Here is a 16,425-nt window from a genome sequence, read left to right as displayed (position 1 = left end):
CTCCCCATGTGTGACATCCTGGTAAGGCAGGTACAGAAGCACACCATACACCGTCTTCTTGCCAGATAACTGCCTTAATTTTCATGATAAATTGATCGCACTGTTATGGTGTACATTTTAGCGCAACTACGCGATCGCTTTAACCTTAAGGCTTAATGCTTTAACCTTAAGGCTTAATGCTCTAACCTTAAGGCTTAATGCTCTAACCTTAAGGCTTAATGTTGTAACCTTAAGGCTTAATGTTGTAACCTTAAGGCTTAATGTTGTAACCTTAAGGCTTAATGCTCTAACCTTAAGGCTTAATGTTCTAACCTTAATGACTAAAGTTTGTTGGTGAGTGCAATCATCGCTACATATTGTATATTGTTGATTTACAGCGATCGCAGAAGTTGAAAAATTTCAATAAAAATGAAAAGCTTATTCTACAAGCTTTTGAGTTTCGCATAGCCGTACTAGTCTGTGATAGATTAACAGAGATACTGCCAAAAATCTCATTAGTATGACAACTACTACAAACTCTCGCTATGTTACCCGACAGCCTGATATTTTATCAGGTGAACCGATTATTAAGGGAACTAGAACCCCTGTGAGAGCAATTGTTGAAAATTGGCGTTTAGGTATTAGACCAGAAGAAATCCCGCTACACTTACCTCATTTAACTTTAGCGCAAGTCTTTGATGCTTTGAGTTTTTACTTAGATCATCAAGTAGAAATTAATGAATATATCGAGCGTAATCATGTCCCTGATGAATTAGTCCATCCAGCTATTAAAGCTAGATTAAATCAAAAATGACGATTTTTGCTCAAGTTTATATTGATGAAGATGTAGATGTTCTCGTAGCTACTTTACTTTTAGCAAGAGGTTTTGATGCAACGACAGCACGAGAACAACAAATGTTGGGAGAACCAGATCAAACACAACTAGCTTTTGCTGTATCTATTGGGCATTGTATTTTAACTCATAATCGACTTGATTTTGAGGAATTACACACAAACTATCTAATTAATAGTCAACATCATGCAGGGATTTTGATTGCTAAACGTAGAAGTTCCTATGAAATTGTCGAAAGAATTGCCATCCTTCTTGATACTTTGACGGCAGACGAAATTGCTAATCAATTATTGTATATTTAGCACAATTTTTGCTCGACACAATTTGCTTTTTCTTGATGTAAAGAATTAACCGCAGATGAAGATAGATAAACGCTGATGGACGCAGATAAATTTGTACCTCAGCAGACTAGGAAAGGCTATAAAGCTTTGCTGGAAAGGGATTTCATAGAGATAATTCAATTAACTGTTTATCTGCTTCAAGTTCTTCATTCTGGCTACCAACTTCAAGCCAACCCTGGATCGCTTCTTTAAGCATCTCTAACAAGTGTTCGTAGCTTTCTCCCCATGTGTGACATCCTGGTAAGGCAGGTACAGAAGCACACCATACACCGTCTTCTTGCCAGATAACCGCCTTAATTTTCATGATAAATCGATCGCACTGTTATAGTGTACATTTTAGCGCAACTTCGTATCAATTAAAACCCTACCGTTCATAGAGGTCTTGGCGCTGCCAATCTCGACTTCCAAGTTTAACAGGTCGAGTTTTGATTTGTTCTATAAATTCTTTTTCCGCTTCCCACGCTGCGATATCAATCTGGGGTGCAGTGATTCCACTTAGATGAAGGTCAATACACGAGCGAATAACTTCTGCTTCACTTACACCAGCTTGTTGGGCGATCGCTTTTAGCAGATGTTCCTGACGCGGTTCTATATAAATCTGCTTGCGAATTTTGCTCGACACAATTTGCGTTCAATAATGTATACATCACATTGTACATTATTAAGTATAGGAGCTTCACTATTATAACCGATCGCACTTTTACTTCTTGTCAACAGCGATCGCTTTAACCTTAAGGCTTAATGCTCTAACCTTAAGGCTTAATGTTCTAATCTTAAGGCTTAATGTTGTAACCTTAAGGCTTAATGCTCTAACCTTAAGGCTTAATGCTCTAACCTTAAGGCTTAATGTTGTAACCTTAAGGCTTAATGCTCTAACCTTAAGGCTTAATGCTCTAACCTTAAGGCTTAAAGTTTGTCGGTGAGTGCAATCATCGCTACATAGTGTATATTGTTGATTTCCAGCGATCGCAGAGTTGGAAAAAATTTCAATAAAGATGAAAAGCTTATTTTATACATTATTTTAGTAATAGTGCGATCGCTTACTCTAGACTCCCTTTCAGTGATACAGCTAAGTACAGAACGAGCGCTTTTTTTGTAGCGAATCCTCTTAAAAAAACTCTGCGTCACTCTGCGCTTCCCTCCGCGTTCCTTTGCGTTAAAAAACGCGCTCGTTCTTATGCAAAACTATACTAAGATAATTTCATACTGGCTTTTGGAAGCTCAACCGCAAATTTCATTGGTTTATAATGGTAACACTTCAATTGCGACAATTAAGTGTTCCGCCGGGACATAGAGTCATGTTCCACAATGTCAACTGGCAGGAATTTGAAGCAATTATAGAAGAATTTGGCGACCATCGAGCCGCTCGGTTGGCTTACAGCCAGGGAACTTTGGAGATAAGAATGCCATTACCCAAGCATGAGGTAGCTAAAGTCATCATTGGTGACTTAGTAAAAATCTTGCTAGAGGAGTTAGAACTTGACTTCTTGCAACAAAGATGAATGTATGAAGTATAAAAAAAAGTATGTTCGCAAACATACTTTATCTTTCAATTGACTCTTGACTCTTGACTCTTGACTCTTGACTCTTAACTTTTGACCCTTGACTCTTGACAACATGCAAACTAATGTTAATATTTCCGCTCTTTTGGCTCAAACATCGTAATCGTCACTGGACGATATTGAATATCAATTCCTGCCGGAGAATAATAAGCTAGTGTGTGTCTGAGGAAGTTTTCATCATCTCGCTGGGGATAATCTTCACGGAAGTGGGCGCCCCGACTTTCTTGACGATTCAAAGCTGAGGAAAGAATCGTTTGCCCTACCACCATTAAACTTCGCGTTTCCAACGCTTCAACAATTTCTGTATTCCAAGAATTGCCTTTGTCATCTAAATATATTTGCGAAGCTTTTTGTTGTAATTCTTGTATTTGTTCTAAACCTTGACGCATTAATTCTTGGGTGCGGAAAACGCCGCAATATTCTGTCATACAATCTTGGAAGGCTTGACGCACTTGGTTAATGCGATACTGCCCAGGTTGATCTAGCAAAGCTTGAATTTGTTGCTTTGCCTCTTTGATGTAACTTTGCTCGTCTATTGTGGGTAACTTGCGGTTTTGGACAAATCGAGCGATCGCACTTCCGGTTCTCTTTCCGTAAACCACGCATTCCAACAAAGAATTACTACCAAGTCTATTTGCCCCATGTACGGATACACAAGATGTCTCACCAGCGGCAAAGAAGCCCTCAACAAGTCCTTTATCACTACTGCGGACTTGACCATCGGTGTTAACTGGGATACCACCCATACAATAATGAATTGTCGGACGTACTGGCATCGGTTGCGTTACCGCATCAACACCAACTAAGCGATGTGCTTCTTCCCAACAAAAGGGAACGCGGCTCATAATTTTTTCTTTGCCCATGTGACGCAAGTCAAGATAGACAAATGGACCCCCTGCACTACCATCTAGATGAACACCACGACCGGCGCGAATTTCATAAGCGATCGCTCGTGAGGTAATATCACGAGGAGCAAGTTCCATGCGGCTAGGTGCGTAATTCGCCATAAAGCGATCGCCTTCGCTATTAATCAAATAAGCTCCTTCCCCCCGCACTGCTTCCGAAATTAGCACCCCAACGGGATATAATCCAGTGGGGTGGAATTGGACAAATTCCATATCTTGCAGTGGCAAACCAGCGATCGCAGTCATTGCCAAACCATCACCCGTAGAAGCGTAATCATTAGAAGTGGTGTTATAAACGCGACCATAGCCACCTGTAGCAAACATCACCGCCTTAGCCCGGACTACGACTATTTCCCCATCCAAAAGGTGGTACATGACTACACCTTTCGCCTGACCTTCTTCTAATATCAGGCGCATTACGTACCATTCTTGATAAATTTGCACACCGTAACGCCGCAAGTTGTTCACCAATTCGTGTAAAATTGCGTGACCGGTTTTATCGGCAGCGTAGCAAGTACGATTGTGAGAATGTCCGCCAAAAGCGCGTTGGGCAATGCGACCATCATTTAAGCGGGAGAATAAAACACCCATGTGTTCCAAGTCGATTACTACATCTGGTGCTTCACGGGTAAGAATTTCTACCGCGTCTTGGTCTGCTAAATAATCGGAACCCTTGACTGTATCAAAAGCGTGTGCTTCCCAGCTATCTTCTGTATCCACGTTTCTCAGCGACGCTGCCATCCCACCTTGGGCAGCTACCGAGTGGGAACGAATCGGGTGAGTTTTCGCCACCACAGCCACATTCAAGCTAGGATCGGTTCTGGCAATTTCCACTGCTGCCCGACATCCAGCCAATCCCCCACCGATAATAATCACATCATGTTCAAGCATAAGATATTAACATTATTAAAGATTGCAACTATAAAAATATTACATATTTAAGAGTAAGAGCGCTTGTTCCCAGTAGACACTCTTTAGTAGAAACTAATTATGCGTTGCCCGAAACCCTTGATTAGACGTAGCAGTGCTACGTCTTTTTATCGTTGTCTTTTTATCGTTAATTTCAGCAAGCGATCGCATATTTAAATGTTCATTGAATGTATCTTAAGTGTTCTTCTCCATTACAAAGAACTTGCAAAACAGGTTCAAGACTTCTACCATGTTCAACATTATCATTTAATTCCAGGACTTTCTTGAAGTCTTTTAAAGCCAAGTCTAGACTGCCTTTATTTTTGTAAGCAAGCCCTCGATTGTAGTAAGAGTTAGTTTAATTTGGGTTCAGCCAGTTTTCTACTTTTAAATTGGGTATACGGGAAAATTCACGAACATTGTTTGTAACTACGGTTAGATTTAGATTGAGTGCATGAGCAGCAATTAATAAATCATTACTACTTATGGGCGTTCCTTGACTTTCTAAATAAGTCCGAATTTTAGCGTAATGATACTCTACATTGCTCGTTAATGATAATATAGGAATCATGTCTAAAGCCAAGGAAATACGCTCTTTCAATCTAAGTGAGTTCTTTTTTTCTGCGCCAAATTGGAGTTCACAAGCAACAATGATACTGGTGCAAATTTTTTCTTATCCAACTTCTCTAATTTTAGAAAAAATTTTACCTGTTGGATGTCTAATAAAGTCCGATAGTGTATTGGTATCGAGTAAGTAACAGTAATACATTTTAAATTTCAATGTCATCTAACGGTAATAGTCCTTCGTCAACATCGGAAAATTCTTCGTCAATATCATCAAGGTTGGCGAAGACTTCCAGGAGAGATTTTTTCCTGTAGGGTTCTATAATAAGTTTTCCTTCTTCTTGTCGGATGATAACTTCTGAAGTTGATAAAGTTAATTCTTTGGGAATGGGTAAGGTTTGAATATTACCTTCTTGAATGAGTTTAACGTGATATTCAGTAGACATTGTAATTCTCCTTAAGTGCAATATATTAGTTATTTAGGTTTAGGGGATGGGGACTTGTCGTACATCTATAGATATTAACATTATTAAAGATTGCAACTATAAAAAGATTACATATTTAACACTAAGAGCGCTTGTTCCCAGTAGACACTCTTTAGTAGAAACTAATTATGCGTTGCCCGAAACCCTTGATTAGACGTAGCACTGCTACGTCTTTTTATCGTTAATTTCAGCAAGCGATCGCATATTTAAATGTTCATTGAATGTATCTTAAGTGTTCTTCTCCCCAATTACAAAGAACTTGCAAAACAGGCTCAAGACTTCTACCATAATCGGTGAAGGAATACTCAACTTTGGGAGGTACATCAGAATAAACATTACGATTTACAATTCCGTCTTTTTCTAATTCTCGAAGTTGTTGAATTAACATTTTTTCGGTAATTTCAGGCATCAAACGCTTTAATTCGCTGAATCGTCTTGTTTGGTCTTTTAAGTGCCACAATATCAAAATCTTCCACTTTCCGCCTAAAACTTTTAGTGTCGTCTGCACAAATACAGTGCCTTTTGTCTGTTCTTGCATATCTACCTTATATATCTATAGACACTGACAATAAAGTAAGTACTTCCAAAAAAGTAAGCATAAGTATACTCTGGAAATTGCTGAATAATTCTCTAGGGTTAGGAACTAACACCATGTCATTGCGAGGAAAAGTTGCGATCGTTACTGGCTCATCTCGTGGTATAGGAAGGGCAATCGCTGAACGGTTAGGACGAGATGGGGCAGATGTCGTTGTCACCTTTGCCGGAAATCGAGATAAGGCAGAGGAAGTTGTCCAGACAATCAAAGCAACGGGATCTAAAGCGATCGCTCTTCAGGTAGACATACGTAAATTAGAGGAGGTTCGCGCTTTATTTGAGAAAACCATTGAGCATTTTGGCAAGGTGGATATTTTGGTCAACAATGCAGCAGGAAAAAATATTTTCAAACCTACAGCACAGATGACTGAAGATGAATACAATAGCATGTTCGACATCACACGGGGCGTTTACTTTGCTCTTGGGCAAGCAGCACATCATTTAGCTGATAAAGGTCGAATTATAAGCATTTCTACTAGCGGTACTGCAATGGCAATTCCAGCAGGAGGAGCGTATGCAGGTTGCAAAGCGGCGATCGAGCATTTCAGTGCTGCATTGGCAAAAGAATTAGGCGATCGCGGCATTACTGTCAACACAATTTCTCCTGGTGTTACCGAAACAGATGGATTAGTGCTAGCTCAAGAGCAAGTTAACGAAATGATTGCCCAAACTTCCCTTGGACGTTTAGGACAGCCTGAGGATCTTGCAGATGCAGTTGCTTTGTTGGTTTCAGACGATGCCCATTGGATTACCGGTCAAAGCATTCGAGCAAATGGCGGCATTGTGTAATTCAAGTTCAACCCAAGGAAACACAAAAATGACAACCTCTGTTGTTTTAATTAATGTATTTGCCGTATCTAGTGAAATGGAAGAGCAGTTCCTCAAAACCTGGAATCAGACATGCGAATACATGCGTCAGGCATCTGGATTTATTGATACAACCCTGCATCGTAGCCTTGACCCCAATGCGAAGTTTCAGTTTATCAACATCGCGCATTGGGAAAGTGCAGAAGCCTATCATGCAGCACTTGCTCAATATGAACCCGGAGAGAAACACTTACCCATTGAAGCGAATCCTGCTCTCTACAGCGTTGAGATTGCATATTAGGAATCATATTGATTGCGTGAAATACACTTAGAGTACAGCTTATTGGGGTGTGGATTTTCCTCACCCAATATTGCGGTTGTGTTAGCCGAATTGGTAGTGTTTATATTCAGTGGCAACCTAACTGTAAAAGTTGCACCCTGTCCTTCACCGTCACTTGCTGCGGTAACAGTACCATTGTGCATTTCCACCAAACTACGGACGATCGCAAGTCCGAGTCCCAATCCCTTATGCCTTGCGGTATATTGGCTATCAGCTTGACAAAATTGCTCGAATACGTTTGGCAAAAAGTCAGGACTAATACCAACACCTGTATCGCTGACAATGATTTGAGCGTAGTATTCAACTCGCTTTAGCCAAATTGCAATCTGTCCGCCGTCTGGTGTAAATTTAACTGCATTAGTCAATAGATTCCACATAACTTGTTGCAATCTACTGGAATCACCCAAAACTTCACCAACTGTAAATTCAAGTCTTGACTCAATGACAATGCTTTTAGAATCGGCTGATGGACGCACTACATCAATGGCAGCATTAATTATTTGTGTCAAATCAACTGGACACAGTTCAAGACGAAGTTTACCTTCTGTGATGCGCGAAAAGTCTAAGAGGTCTTGAATTAACTCGTTTTGTAACTTAGCGTTACGCTCAATTGTTTTTAATGCGCGTACCGTAGCTAAGTCGTCTAATTTGCCACCTTGAATTAGCTTTGTCCAACCGAGTATGGCATTCAGAGGCGATCGCAATTCATGAGATATAATTGCCAAAAACTGATCCTTTGTGCGGTTGCTTGCTTCTGCTTCAGCGCGGTAAGCTTTTTCTTGGGTTAACATTTGTTGACGTTCTACCTCAGCAAGTTTGCGTTCGCGAAGCGCAGCTTGCTGCTCGCTAATGTCGCGTTGCACAAAAATCAAATTAGTGCATTCCCCAACTTCGTCAAGCATCGGGGTAATATTTATTTCTGACCAAAATTCTGAACCATCTTTGCGGTAGTTAATTAGTTCTACCTTTACTGGCTGAGAATTAGCGATCGCTTGATTAATTTGCTCTATAACTTTTGGATCGGTTGTTAGTTTGTTTAGGATACTCGGTGTTTTGCCTAAAACTTCCTCAGCAGTGTAACCAGTCATGTAGGTAAATGCTGCATTCACATAGACAATCCGCGCTTTCATCTGATCAATCAACTTGCCTTCAGTAACCATAACTGCGTCGGTTACTTGAGATAAAATATAAGCCTGAAATTTTAATTGCTCTTGAGTGGCATTGAGTTTCCACAGCAGTTCTACTTTTTCGAGAGCGTGAGTCACGGTTGAAAGCAAATTTTCTGCTGTCAGCTTTTCTTTGCTGAGATAGTCTGTAGCTCCTTTTTTCATTGCTTCGACAGCGATCGCTTCATTACCGCAAGCTGTCACCATCACCACGGCAATATCTACCTTATTGGTTGTATTTCTCAATTTTTCGAGAAACTCAATACCATCCATATCAGGTAGAGAGTAATCCACTAAAACACAATCTGGCTGCAAAATATTGCACAATTTTAGCGCTTCTTCGCCAAATTCTGACTCAACTACACTATATATGTAGTTGGGGGCTTGGTGTAAATAACGGCAGAAAGTTTTCCTGTCTTCGTGACAATCATCAAGTATGAGAATGCTCCGTTGCTTTTGTGCCATTTTTTCCACCCTTAGCGGCAATTCATTTGTGCTTGCTTCCTTAATTGGTTTACTGATTTGCATATAATTTTTTTTAATCCCAGGCTTCGGCGATCGCATCACCGTATTAAGCTTTTACTTACTTGACAGCAAATATTCTTAACTTTCCTTTGCAAAGGAAAGTCTATCTCTCAAAAATGAGCAAATTCTGAACTTATTATAAGTTACTTCTAAAGATAGATAGATCGCTCCAAATTACCCATTACCGATTTGGACGTTCCGATGGAACGTCTCTACCCCTAACTCCAACGGAGGATTTTTGCCACTTGATCTGCCAGCTTCAAAGGGTCAAATGGCTTGGCAATGACTCCTGCTACACCTAAATGAGCAAACTGATTCGAGGGAAACTGTATTTTAGCACTCAGCAAAATCACTGGAATCGATTGGGTATCAGGTTTTTGTTGTAGATGATGAAATAAAGTGATACCATCCATTTCTGGTAACATCACATCTAGCAAAATGGCATTTGGCTGTTCAGTTTCCGCTATGAGCAACCCTTTACTAGCTGTGGTAGCGATCAGTACTTCCCAACCTCCTAAGATTTCCAAGCAAGCCTGAACTACTTCGCTCAAACGTTCTTCGTCATCAATCAGCAGAATTCGTCGCATCACCAAAGGAGTATTTTTTTAGGCGGTAAAGGTAGCCTACTTTGAAAGACTGTACTCCTCTTCTAGCGTTGGTGGTAATCTAAAGGCAGATTTTATCACAGTGGTAGGGTGAAGTAGAAAATACTGCCTTCACCGAAAACGCTTTCAACCCAAATTTTCCCGTTATGCTGCTGCACAATAGTGCGACATATCGCTAGTCCAAGTCCTGTACCGTAAGAATTGCGGGAGTCTGAAGCATCAACTTGCTCAAACCTGCCAAAAATACTTTCTAGTTTATCAGCAGGAATACCCCGTCCTTGGTCTTTGACTTTGAATAAAAGATAGGGAATGTGGGAAGGGGGGAAGCGTGATGTGGGGGATGGGGAAATGGGAGAGGGGGGAGACAAGGGGCAGGAGGAAGATAAGGAAAATATAGAAATTTCCTCCTTGTCCTCCTTGTCCTCCTTGTCCTCCTTGTCCCCTTGTCCCCTTGTCCCCTTATCCTCCTTGTCCTTTTGAACTTCTGCACTCAGAATAACAGTACTCCCTGAGGGCGAAAATTTAACGGCGTTTGCTAGCAGGTTGACAAGAGTTTGAATGATGCGATCGCCATCGGCACATATCTCAATAGATAGGGAAAAAAATCTGAGGGTGATGTTAGCTTCTTCGGCAAAACTTCGCACACCCTCTATTGCTTGCTGCATTAAAATAGCAACATTACATGGATGTTTTGCCAGGACAATTTTGCTTGATTCTAGTCGCTCTAAATCAAGAACTTGATTGACTAAACGTACTAAGCGTTCAGTATCAAGCGCGGCAATTTCTAACATGCGTCGCGCTTTTTCTGGTTGGTTGTTGAGTCGTCCGGAAGCTAGCAATCCTAAAGAACCGCGAATCGAAGCTAATGGTGTTCGCAACTCGTGGCTGACAACAGAAAGAAACTCGTTTTTCATCTTTTCTATAGCTCGCATTTCGGTAATGTCTTCAACCGTTCCGACATGACCGATTAATTCTTTTTCGTCAGAAAAAATCGGAGCTGTTTTAAGCCGACAAAAACGTATAGTTCCGTCTCGATGAACAGAACGTACTTCACCAATAAATTCTTGATTTGCTGTTACTGCTTGTAACCAACGAGAAAAATAAAGCTGACGATCTTCTGGATGAACGAACTTGATCCAGCCATGTCCTAAAGCTTCTTCAAAGGTGTAACCGCAAATAGCTTGAGCGCGAGGATTGGTGTAGATACATCCACCTTGGGGATTTACTCGAAAGATACCGACTGGGGAAGCTTCGCTTAAAGCGCGAAATTCGTCTTCACACCAGCATAAGGCTGATAATCCAAGTTTGCGTTCGTGTCGTGCGGCTTTTCGCTCGCTGATGTCCCGTCCTTCAGAAATTAGTAATACTATTTTGCCGGTTTCATCTAAAACTGGTTTGAGGGAAAAGTCAATTGTTTGCACTATTTCTCCTACACCAAGTATATCTACTTCGTAGCGAACAAATTCACCTGCCGCAGCTTGAGCGATCGCACTTTTTAATTGGGTTTGTATTTCTTGAGAAATCATCCACCACTGCGCTTGCCAAAATGGATATTCAACTACATCTGTTGCTTGCAATCCGCCAAATTTCAGTGCTGTTTGATTCGCCTTTAAAAGTGTACCATCCAGATTTAAAAGCCACATAAATTGAAATGTTTGGTCAAATATGGCACGAAATTGTCTTTCACTTTCTCTTAATGCTTCTTCTGCTTCTCTACTATGCATTTCTTTTACATGTAAATAGCAATTTTATTTCTCCATTTCAAATTACCAACTTTTTAAATAAGTCGGGGATCTTGCTTTTTATTATATTTAATAATAATTTAATTTTTAATGTTTTATCCTTTTTAAGTATCAGGTAGAGAGATGACTTGAAACCAGTATTTACTAAAAATTTCGATTGTCGTTTTTAATTGATGGACATCGATTGGTTTGAGAATATAACTATTTACACCATATTCATAACAAGCTTCAATATCTTTAGGATTTGATGATGTAGAAAATACCACTACTGGAATAATTTTCATACTATCATCGGTCTTGAGTTGATGTAGAATTTCTCGCCCATCTGTACCGGGCAAATTGAGGTCGAGTAAAATTAAGGATGGACGGGCTGTTTGATTGTCTATGTATTTACCCGTATGATAGAGAAAGTCTAATGCATCATCACCATCAGTACAACGTTCAACTCGGTGACAAACAGATGCACCTTTCATCATGCGTTGTAAAGCAAAAAAATCTTCATCGCTATCTTCAATAACCAATAATGTTGGAGTTTGGTGCCCAAACATTTACTTATTTACCTCAACTTGGTAATGTGAAAAAGAAAGTGCTACCTTCCCCATAAGTAGATTCTATCCAAATTTTGCCACCGTGACGCTCGACAATTTTTTTGGCGATAGTTAAGCCGGCACCTGTACCCCCACCATATTGACTTGCTGTGTGCAGACGCTTGAAAATGCGAAAAACATTCTCTAGATGTTTTTCCCTGATTCCTATACCATTGTCTCGCACATAGAAAGTGATTGTGGTTTGATTTGTTATTTCTTGGTCTAAAAAGCCAATTTCTACTAATTTACTTGGTTTATCGTTGTATTTAATGGCATTGCTGATTAAATTACTAAATACTTCACTCATCTGAATGCGATCGCATTTCACTTCCGGTAATTGTCGGCAAATGCGAATATCTAGATTATCCGTCTCTTTTATTAAGCTAATTTTTAATACTTCTATGACACTTTCTACTAATTTTTGCAAATTAGTTCGTCGCATTACAAGTTCAACTCGTCCTAAGCGAGAAAAATGTAGCAGAGAATTAATCAAATCTTCCATTCGCTGAGTCAGACGCACCAGAGTTTGCAGTTTGGAAACTCCATCTTCATTCAGCAATTGGGCGTAATCTTCAATCAGAAATGTTGAGTAGTTGTAAATCCCTCGTAACGGTTCTTTTAAATCATGAGAAGCAATGTAAGCAAATGCATCTAATTCACTGTTACTACGTTCTAATTCGACATTAATTTTTGCTAATTCATCCGCTTTTTGGAGGATTATTGCTACGATAGCACTTTTGAGTTCTAAAGCACCATCAATTTCACATTTTCTCCAAGGTAAAGACTGAAATCGTACTGTTTCTTGCCACATTTCAAAGGATTTACGCGGTGATAGATGCAAACTCCCATTTCCATCAACTTCCACTGGTTTGTTGGGATTACCACCCCATTTTACTGTTTGAATCACTTCTGGACGAAACCACAAAATCCAATGTTTTTGACTTTTAGCAATGGCAAGCGCTAACATTCCACTCGCAATATCTGGAAATTTTTCTGATGGGGGATAAACCTTCAAGAGTGAATCTGTATAAAAAACGTTATCGTTATTAATTCTCGCGGCTAACCAGTCTATTAAGTTACGAATCTCCGCTTCTAATGGTGTTTTTCCAAATAATAGTATTTCTTGATTCAAGCAGACAGCAACACCTCCAGCGCTAACTAATTCTAATAGTTCATTTTCGTGTTCAGTTAAAGCATCTTTCAAATTTGTGGTTTCGGAAATAGCCTCAACAAACTTTGATTGAATTGTCTTGAGTTTGAGTTTGTAATCTAAATCTTCATTTTCTTCTTTAGTCCCAATCTCTAAAGACATTACATTTCCCAAAAATTCGCAGGCAGTGCGTATATAATATGGTATATACTTAGGTGTATTATGATGACAAGCAATTAATCCCCATAATTTTTTATTTTTGATTAAAGAAATTGACATAGAAGCGCTAACCCCCATATTATGCAAATATTCAATATGTATGGGAGAAACGCTCCTCAAGACGGAATAACTTAAATCTACTGGTTCATTAGTAACTGGATTATGAGTAGGAATCAGTTCTACCGGTTGATAATTAGCGTCAGGAATTAACCGTAACCAATTAAGAGTATATAGTTGCTTTGCTTGTTTGGGAATATCTGATGCGGGATAGTGTAAACTCAAATAAGGAGTTATTTCTTCTAATTTATCTTCAGCTATGACCTTACCAGCGCCTTCCTCATCAAATCGATAGATCATAACTCGGTCAAATTCTGTAATTTTTCGCACTTGTTTGGCTAAAACTTGACATAATTCTTGTAAATTAAGTGTATTTTGTATTTGGTTAAGAGGAGCTTTGACTAATTGATAAAAACTTAAAAAGTCTTGATTAGTTTGTGAGATAGTAGGCAATAATTCCAGAATTAAAACTTCTTGAGAATGATGTATAACTCCGTCAAATAAGAAAGTATTTTGGGGAGTTTCCAAAGATATTTTTATAGCATTGACGCTTTCAAAATCAGTAGACAAACATTGTTGAAGAGTAGAAACTTGCTGGATATCCAGTAAGTATTGAAGTTGTTTGCCTAGCAATTCTTCCGGATGGATACCAATCAAATCAAAAGTGTTTTTGCTAACTTGTAAAATCGTCAATTCTGGTTGTTGTAAAACAAACAGAATACCGTATGGTTGAATTAAACCCGGAATATGAATTGGTTCGCGATCGCAGTTAGTTAAATCTACATTTATTTGCATAGGAATTACACTGTTAACTATTAAATGAGGGATTAGGCACTGGGGACTAGGGACTGGGTAAAAATGTTATAGCTATGATATTATGTCCGTTTAATTGACATTAATAAAAAATTCTTTCGAGACGTAGCATTGCTACGTCTCTACATCATATATAATCTACCGGACATGATATTAGTTCTTAGAAAAATACTTTTCCCCATCGCTACTTAAAGCAAGATTAATTTTAAATTAACAATTAATAATATCACTAGGAGTGCTGAGAGCAAAGTAAGAGTGTTAAGTGTTGAGTGTTGAGTATTGAGTCAAAATTTAAAACTCAGGACTCATAACTCAAGATTTATAAACTTTCTCTGACTTGGAACTCAGGACTCAAAAGTTTCTCTTACCACAGTTGTACCCGTTTTAAACGGCTGATAATCCGGGTAATAAGTTCTGGTTCTACAATTGGTTTACCTACATAATCATCTGCACCTGCGGCAAATACTTGACGTATGGTATCAGCATTAGTGTCAGATGTCAGTACGACGATGGGTAAATCTCCCCAATGAGGATCTTGACGTACCACTTGACAAAGAAGTATACCGCTGAAGGTAGGCATAGAAGCGTCTAAAATTAGTAGGTCAGGAACTGTAGTAGTTAGCACTTCCCAGAAATTTTGCGGATCTTCTAAAGTTGTGACATCAAGTCCCCAAGGTTGTAGTAAATCGGTCAAGGTTGTCAGTACTTGGGGATCATTATCCACAATTAGAACTCTGGCTTCAGTTGTGGTAGCTTGATTCAGTATCTGCGTAACAGCTTTGAGGATTTGCTCTGGAGCTATGGGCTTGTGTAAAAAGGCACGAGCGCCCAAACGAGCTACTTCTACTCGGTCAACCAAGCTACCCCTTATGGTCAATACTAACACCGGGATTAAAGATTTACTTTGTGCTAATTCAGCGAGTAGTGTCAGTCCATTCTCATTGGTGTCAGCAAAAATCAGATTGAGCAAAATCACGTCTGGGGGATTTTGAGCGATCGCTTCTCTACCAGCAGCTAAAGAATTCGCTACTTCTACTCGCAAATTTAAAGCGAATGCCGATTGCATGATTTGTTCAATTAATAAGCGATCGTCATCAATTATCAGTATTAAAGCAGATTGTTCCACAACAGGCGCAACAGCACTTAAAACTGGTGGCTTTTCTAGTTCTTGTTGTAACAAACTAACTAGTTGCTGTAGTTGCGTTGCTTGTTGTCCAATTGCTTCACTTTCAAGCAACTCTTCAATCTGGTGTGCTAATCTCGAACCTTCATTAAAGCCGAAAGAACCCAGTGAACCAGCCATTTTATGAGCTTCTAGCTTTGCTGTGTCTTGGATTTGCCGAGAAAGGGTGTCTGTCATCAAAGCAGCAACCACCTGCTCAAATAATACTAATTGACTAGTAAAGCTCTCCTTGCTGCGCTGCCAAATATTGTTAACAGACTCTATCACCATATTTTCAGCCTGTTGCCTGTCAGCATCAGTAGAAAACAATGACGATTTACCAGGTGTCTGTTCTGGTGGAGGTAAAAGACGATATCCTAAGCCGTAGATGGTTTCAATTAAATCAGCAGTCATTCCTGCTGCTTTTAATTTCTGGCGAAGTTTTTTGATGTGAGTTGTCACCGCATCTTCACCCGGATACTCGGCAATCGACCAAAGACGGTCTAAAATCATACTCCGGCTAAATATACGTTGCGGATTTCGCAAAAAAAGCTGTAATAAACGATATTCTGTTGCTGTCAGTCGTAAAAGCCTCCCTTCATAAACAACTTTACTGCTACTGCTGTCAAGTTGTAGCTTTCCCCAAGTCAGTACCGATGCCAAAATATAACTTCCTCGTCGCAATAAAGCGCGAACGCGGGCAACTAGTTCTGATACGTCAAAGGGTTTGACCATGTAATCATCTGCACCTGCATCTAATCCCATCACCTTATCGGTGCTGCTATCTTTGACAGTTAATAGCAAAATCGGCATTTGATAGCCGTTAAATCGCAATTGACGACAAAGACTAATGCCATCCAACCCAGGTAAAACTATATCGAGGATGATCAGGTCATATGCAAAACCTCGCACTAGTTGCAAAGCTGTTTGACTCTCTGCGATCGTATCAACTATGTAATTATGGGATCTGAGCACTTCTGACACCATCGAAGCAGTACGCTGATCGTCCTCCACTACTAGAATTTTCATGTCATAATCCGTCATTGCCGAGTATTAACTC

17 protein-coding genes and 2 pseudogenes are annotated in these 16,425 nt (G+C 39.7%); 5 read left to right on the top strand and 14 right to left on the bottom strand.

Annotated elements, in window-relative coordinates:
* Positions 1–499 precede the first annotated feature (499 nt).
* Both TOL9009_RS0122705 and TOL9009_RS0122700 read left to right on the top strand, forming a co-directional pair.
* Positions 500–793 carry a DUF433 domain-containing protein gene (locus TOL9009_RS0122705; protein ID WP_029634869.1) on the top strand — a complete coding sequence of 98 codons (294 nt, stop codon included), beginning with the start codon at positions 500–502 and terminating at the stop codon, positions 791–793.
* Positions 790–1,134, top strand: coding sequence for a DUF5615 family PIN-like protein (locus TOL9009_RS0122700; RefSeq protein WP_029634867.1), 345 nt, complete (start codon positions 790–792; stop codon positions 1,132–1,134). The genes TOL9009_RS0122705 and TOL9009_RS0122700 overlap by 4 nt, the downstream gene beginning before the upstream one ends.
* Positions 1,135–1,276: 142 nt before the next feature.
* Here the strand turns inward: TOL9009_RS0122700 and TOL9009_RS0122695 are convergent, their stop codons facing one another.
* The 3 genes from TOL9009_RS0122695 to TOL9009_RS46055 form a co-directional block, all read right to left on the bottom strand.
* Positions 1,277–1,477, bottom strand: a complete 201-nt coding sequence (locus tag TOL9009_RS0122695; RefSeq protein WP_029634866.1) for a type II toxin-antitoxin system HicB family antitoxin — start codon at positions 1,475–1,477, stop codon at positions 1,277–1,279.
* Between the two features lie 60 nt (positions 1,478–1,537).
* Entirely contained in the window at positions 1,538–1,795 is a 258-nt protein-coding gene (locus tag TOL9009_RS0122690; RefSeq protein ID WP_029634865.1) for a hypothetical protein, read from the bottom strand.
* Between the two features lie 284 nt (positions 1,796–2,079).
* Positions 2,080–2,301, bottom strand: coding sequence for a hypothetical protein (locus TOL9009_RS46055; RefSeq protein WP_144238309.1), 222 nt, complete (start codon positions 2,299–2,301; stop codon positions 2,080–2,082).
* 119 nt (positions 2,302–2,420) lie between these two features.
* Between TOL9009_RS46055 and TOL9009_RS40160 the strand changes: the two are divergent.
* A pseudogene (locus TOL9009_RS40160) lies at positions 2,421–2,657 on the top strand (Uma2 family endonuclease); the annotation flags it as partial.
* 146 nt (positions 2,658–2,803) lie between these two features.
* Here TOL9009_RS40160 and TOL9009_RS0122680 read toward each other — a convergent pair.
* The 5 genes and pseudogenes from TOL9009_RS0122680 to TOL9009_RS0122665 all read right to left on the bottom strand — a co-directional run bounded on the left by TOL9009_RS0122680 (position 2,804) and on the right by TOL9009_RS0122665 (position 6,136).
* Entirely contained in the window at positions 2,804–4,531 is a 1,728-nt protein-coding gene (locus TOL9009_RS0122680; protein ID WP_029634864.1) for a succinate dehydrogenase/fumarate reductase flavoprotein subunit, read from the bottom strand.
* A gap of 199 nt (positions 4,532–4,730) precedes the next feature.
* Positions 4,731–4,892 (bottom strand): annotated as a pseudogene (locus tag TOL9009_RS44635) (tetratricopeptide repeat protein); the annotation flags it as partial.
* A gap of 15 nt (positions 4,893–4,907) precedes the next feature.
* Positions 4,908–5,216, bottom strand: a complete 309-nt coding sequence (locus TOL9009_RS40155) for a type II toxin-antitoxin system VapC family toxin (RefSeq protein WP_260675982.1) — start codon at positions 5,214–5,216, stop codon at positions 4,908–4,910.
* A 103-nt stretch (positions 5,217–5,319) separates the two neighbouring features.
* A complete protein-coding gene (locus TOL9009_RS0122670; RefSeq protein ID WP_029634863.1) occupies positions 5,320–5,559 on the bottom strand; it encodes an antitoxin in 240 nt (79 codons plus the stop codon).
* Between the two features lie 253 nt (positions 5,560–5,812).
* Entirely contained in the window at positions 5,813–6,136 is a 324-nt protein-coding gene (locus TOL9009_RS0122665) for a winged helix-turn-helix transcriptional regulator (protein WP_029634862.1), read from the bottom strand.
* 113 nt (positions 6,137–6,249) lie between these two features.
* On the opposite strand from TOL9009_RS0122665, the gene TOL9009_RS0122660 reads away from it, so the two are divergent.
* Complete coding sequence (locus TOL9009_RS0122660) at positions 6,250–6,981, top strand: SDR family oxidoreductase (protein WP_029634861.1); 732 nt, start codon at positions 6,250–6,252, stop codon at positions 6,979–6,981.
* A gap of 28 nt (positions 6,982–7,009) precedes the next feature.
* Complete coding sequence (locus TOL9009_RS0122655; protein WP_029634859.1) at positions 7,010–7,300, top strand: antibiotic biosynthesis monooxygenase family protein; 291 nt, start codon at positions 7,010–7,012, stop codon at positions 7,298–7,300.
* On the opposite strand, the gene TOL9009_RS40150 is transcribed toward TOL9009_RS0122655, so the two are convergent.
* From TOL9009_RS40150 to TOL9009_RS0122625, 6 genes are all read right to left on the bottom strand, one after another.
* Positions 7,297–8,970 carry an ATP-binding protein gene (locus TOL9009_RS40150; RefSeq protein ID WP_186227626.1) on the bottom strand — a complete coding sequence of 558 codons (1,674 nt, stop codon included), beginning with the start codon at positions 8,968–8,970 and terminating at the stop codon, positions 7,297–7,299. The genes TOL9009_RS0122655 and TOL9009_RS40150 overlap by 4 nt on opposite strands.
* 278 nt (positions 8,971–9,248) lie before the next feature.
* Positions 9,249–9,617 (bottom strand): response regulator, encoded by a 369-nt coding sequence (locus tag TOL9009_RS0122645; protein WP_038296532.1) that lies wholly within the window; start codon positions 9,615–9,617, stop codon positions 9,249–9,251.
* A 95-nt stretch (positions 9,618–9,712) separates the two neighbouring features.
* Positions 9,713–11,359, bottom strand: coding sequence for a PAS domain-containing sensor histidine kinase (locus TOL9009_RS40145; protein ID WP_051502995.1), 1,647 nt, complete (start codon positions 11,357–11,359; stop codon positions 9,713–9,715).
* A 122-nt stretch (positions 11,360–11,481) separates the two neighbouring features.
* Complete coding sequence (locus TOL9009_RS0122635) at positions 11,482–11,925, bottom strand: response regulator (protein ID WP_029634855.1); 444 nt, start codon at positions 11,923–11,925, stop codon at positions 11,482–11,484.
* Positions 11,926–11,938: 13 nt separating this feature from the next.
* Complete coding sequence (locus tag TOL9009_RS0122630; RefSeq protein WP_038296531.1) at positions 11,939–14,185, bottom strand: ATP-binding protein; 2,247 nt, start codon at positions 14,183–14,185, stop codon at positions 11,939–11,941.
* Positions 14,186–14,567: 382 nt separating this feature from the next.
* Positions 14,568–16,394, bottom strand: coding sequence for a response regulator (locus TOL9009_RS0122625; protein WP_029634851.1), 1,827 nt, complete (start codon positions 16,392–16,394; stop codon positions 14,568–14,570).
* Between the last annotated feature and the right edge of the window lie 31 nt (positions 16,395–16,425).

Source organism: [Scytonema hofmanni] UTEX 2349 (assembly GCF_000582685.1).
In the GTDB taxonomy this organism is placed as follows: Bacteria; Cyanobacteriota; Cyanobacteriia; order Cyanobacteriales; family Nostocaceae; genus Hassallia; species Hassallia hofmanni.
Note: the sequence above shows the minus strand (reverse complement) of the source record. Positions and strands in the feature narration are given on the sequence as shown.

Excerpts from the sequence above, each read along its gene's own strand:
- TOL9009_RS0122705 (WP_029634869.1), top strand. The coding sequence starts at position 500 with ATGACAACTACTACAAACTCTCGCTATGTTACCCGACAGCCTGATATT.
- TOL9009_RS0122700 (WP_029634867.1), top strand. The coding sequence starts at position 790 with ATGACGATTTTTGCTCAAGTTTATATTGATGAAGATGTAGATGTTCTC.
- TOL9009_RS0122695 (WP_029634866.1), bottom strand. The coding sequence starts at position 1,477 with ATGAAAATTAAGGCGGTTATCTGGCAAGAAGACGGTGTATGGTGTGCT.
- TOL9009_RS0122680 (WP_029634864.1), bottom strand. The coding sequence starts at position 4,531 with ATGCTTGAACATGATGTGATTATTATCGGTGGGGGATTGGCTGGATGT.
- TOL9009_RS0122670 (WP_029634863.1), bottom strand. The coding sequence starts at position 5,559 with ATGTCTACTGAATATCACGTTAAACTCATTCAAGAAGGTAATATTCAA.
- TOL9009_RS0122665 (WP_029634862.1), bottom strand. The coding sequence starts at position 6,136 with ATGCAAGAACAGACAAAAGGCACTGTATTTGTGCAGACGACACTAAAA.
- TOL9009_RS0122660 (WP_029634861.1), top strand. The coding sequence starts at position 6,250 with ATGTCATTGCGAGGAAAAGTTGCGATCGTTACTGGCTCATCTCGTGGT.
- TOL9009_RS0122655 (WP_029634859.1), top strand. The coding sequence starts at position 7,010 with ATGACAACCTCTGTTGTTTTAATTAATGTATTTGCCGTATCTAGTGAA.
- TOL9009_RS40150 (WP_186227626.1), bottom strand. The coding sequence starts at position 8,970 with ATGGCACAAAAGCAACGGAGCATTCTCATACTTGATGATTGTCACGAA.
- TOL9009_RS0122645 (WP_038296532.1), bottom strand. The coding sequence starts at position 9,617 with ATGCGACGAATTCTGCTGATTGATGACGAAGAACGTTTGAGCGAAGTA.
- TOL9009_RS40145 (WP_051502995.1), bottom strand. The coding sequence starts at position 11,359 with ATGCATAGTAGAGAAGCAGAAGAAGCATTAAGAGAAAGTGAAAGACAA.
- TOL9009_RS0122635 (WP_029634855.1), bottom strand. The coding sequence starts at position 11,925 with ATGTTTGGGCACCAAACTCCAACATTATTGGTTATTGAAGATAGCGAT.
- TOL9009_RS0122630 (WP_038296531.1), bottom strand. The coding sequence starts at position 14,185 with ATGCAAATAAATGTAGATTTAACTAACTGCGATCGCGAACCAATTCAT.
- TOL9009_RS0122625 (WP_029634851.1), bottom strand. The coding sequence starts at position 16,394 with ATGAAAATTCTAGTAGTGGAGGACGATCAGCGTACTGCTTCGATGGTG.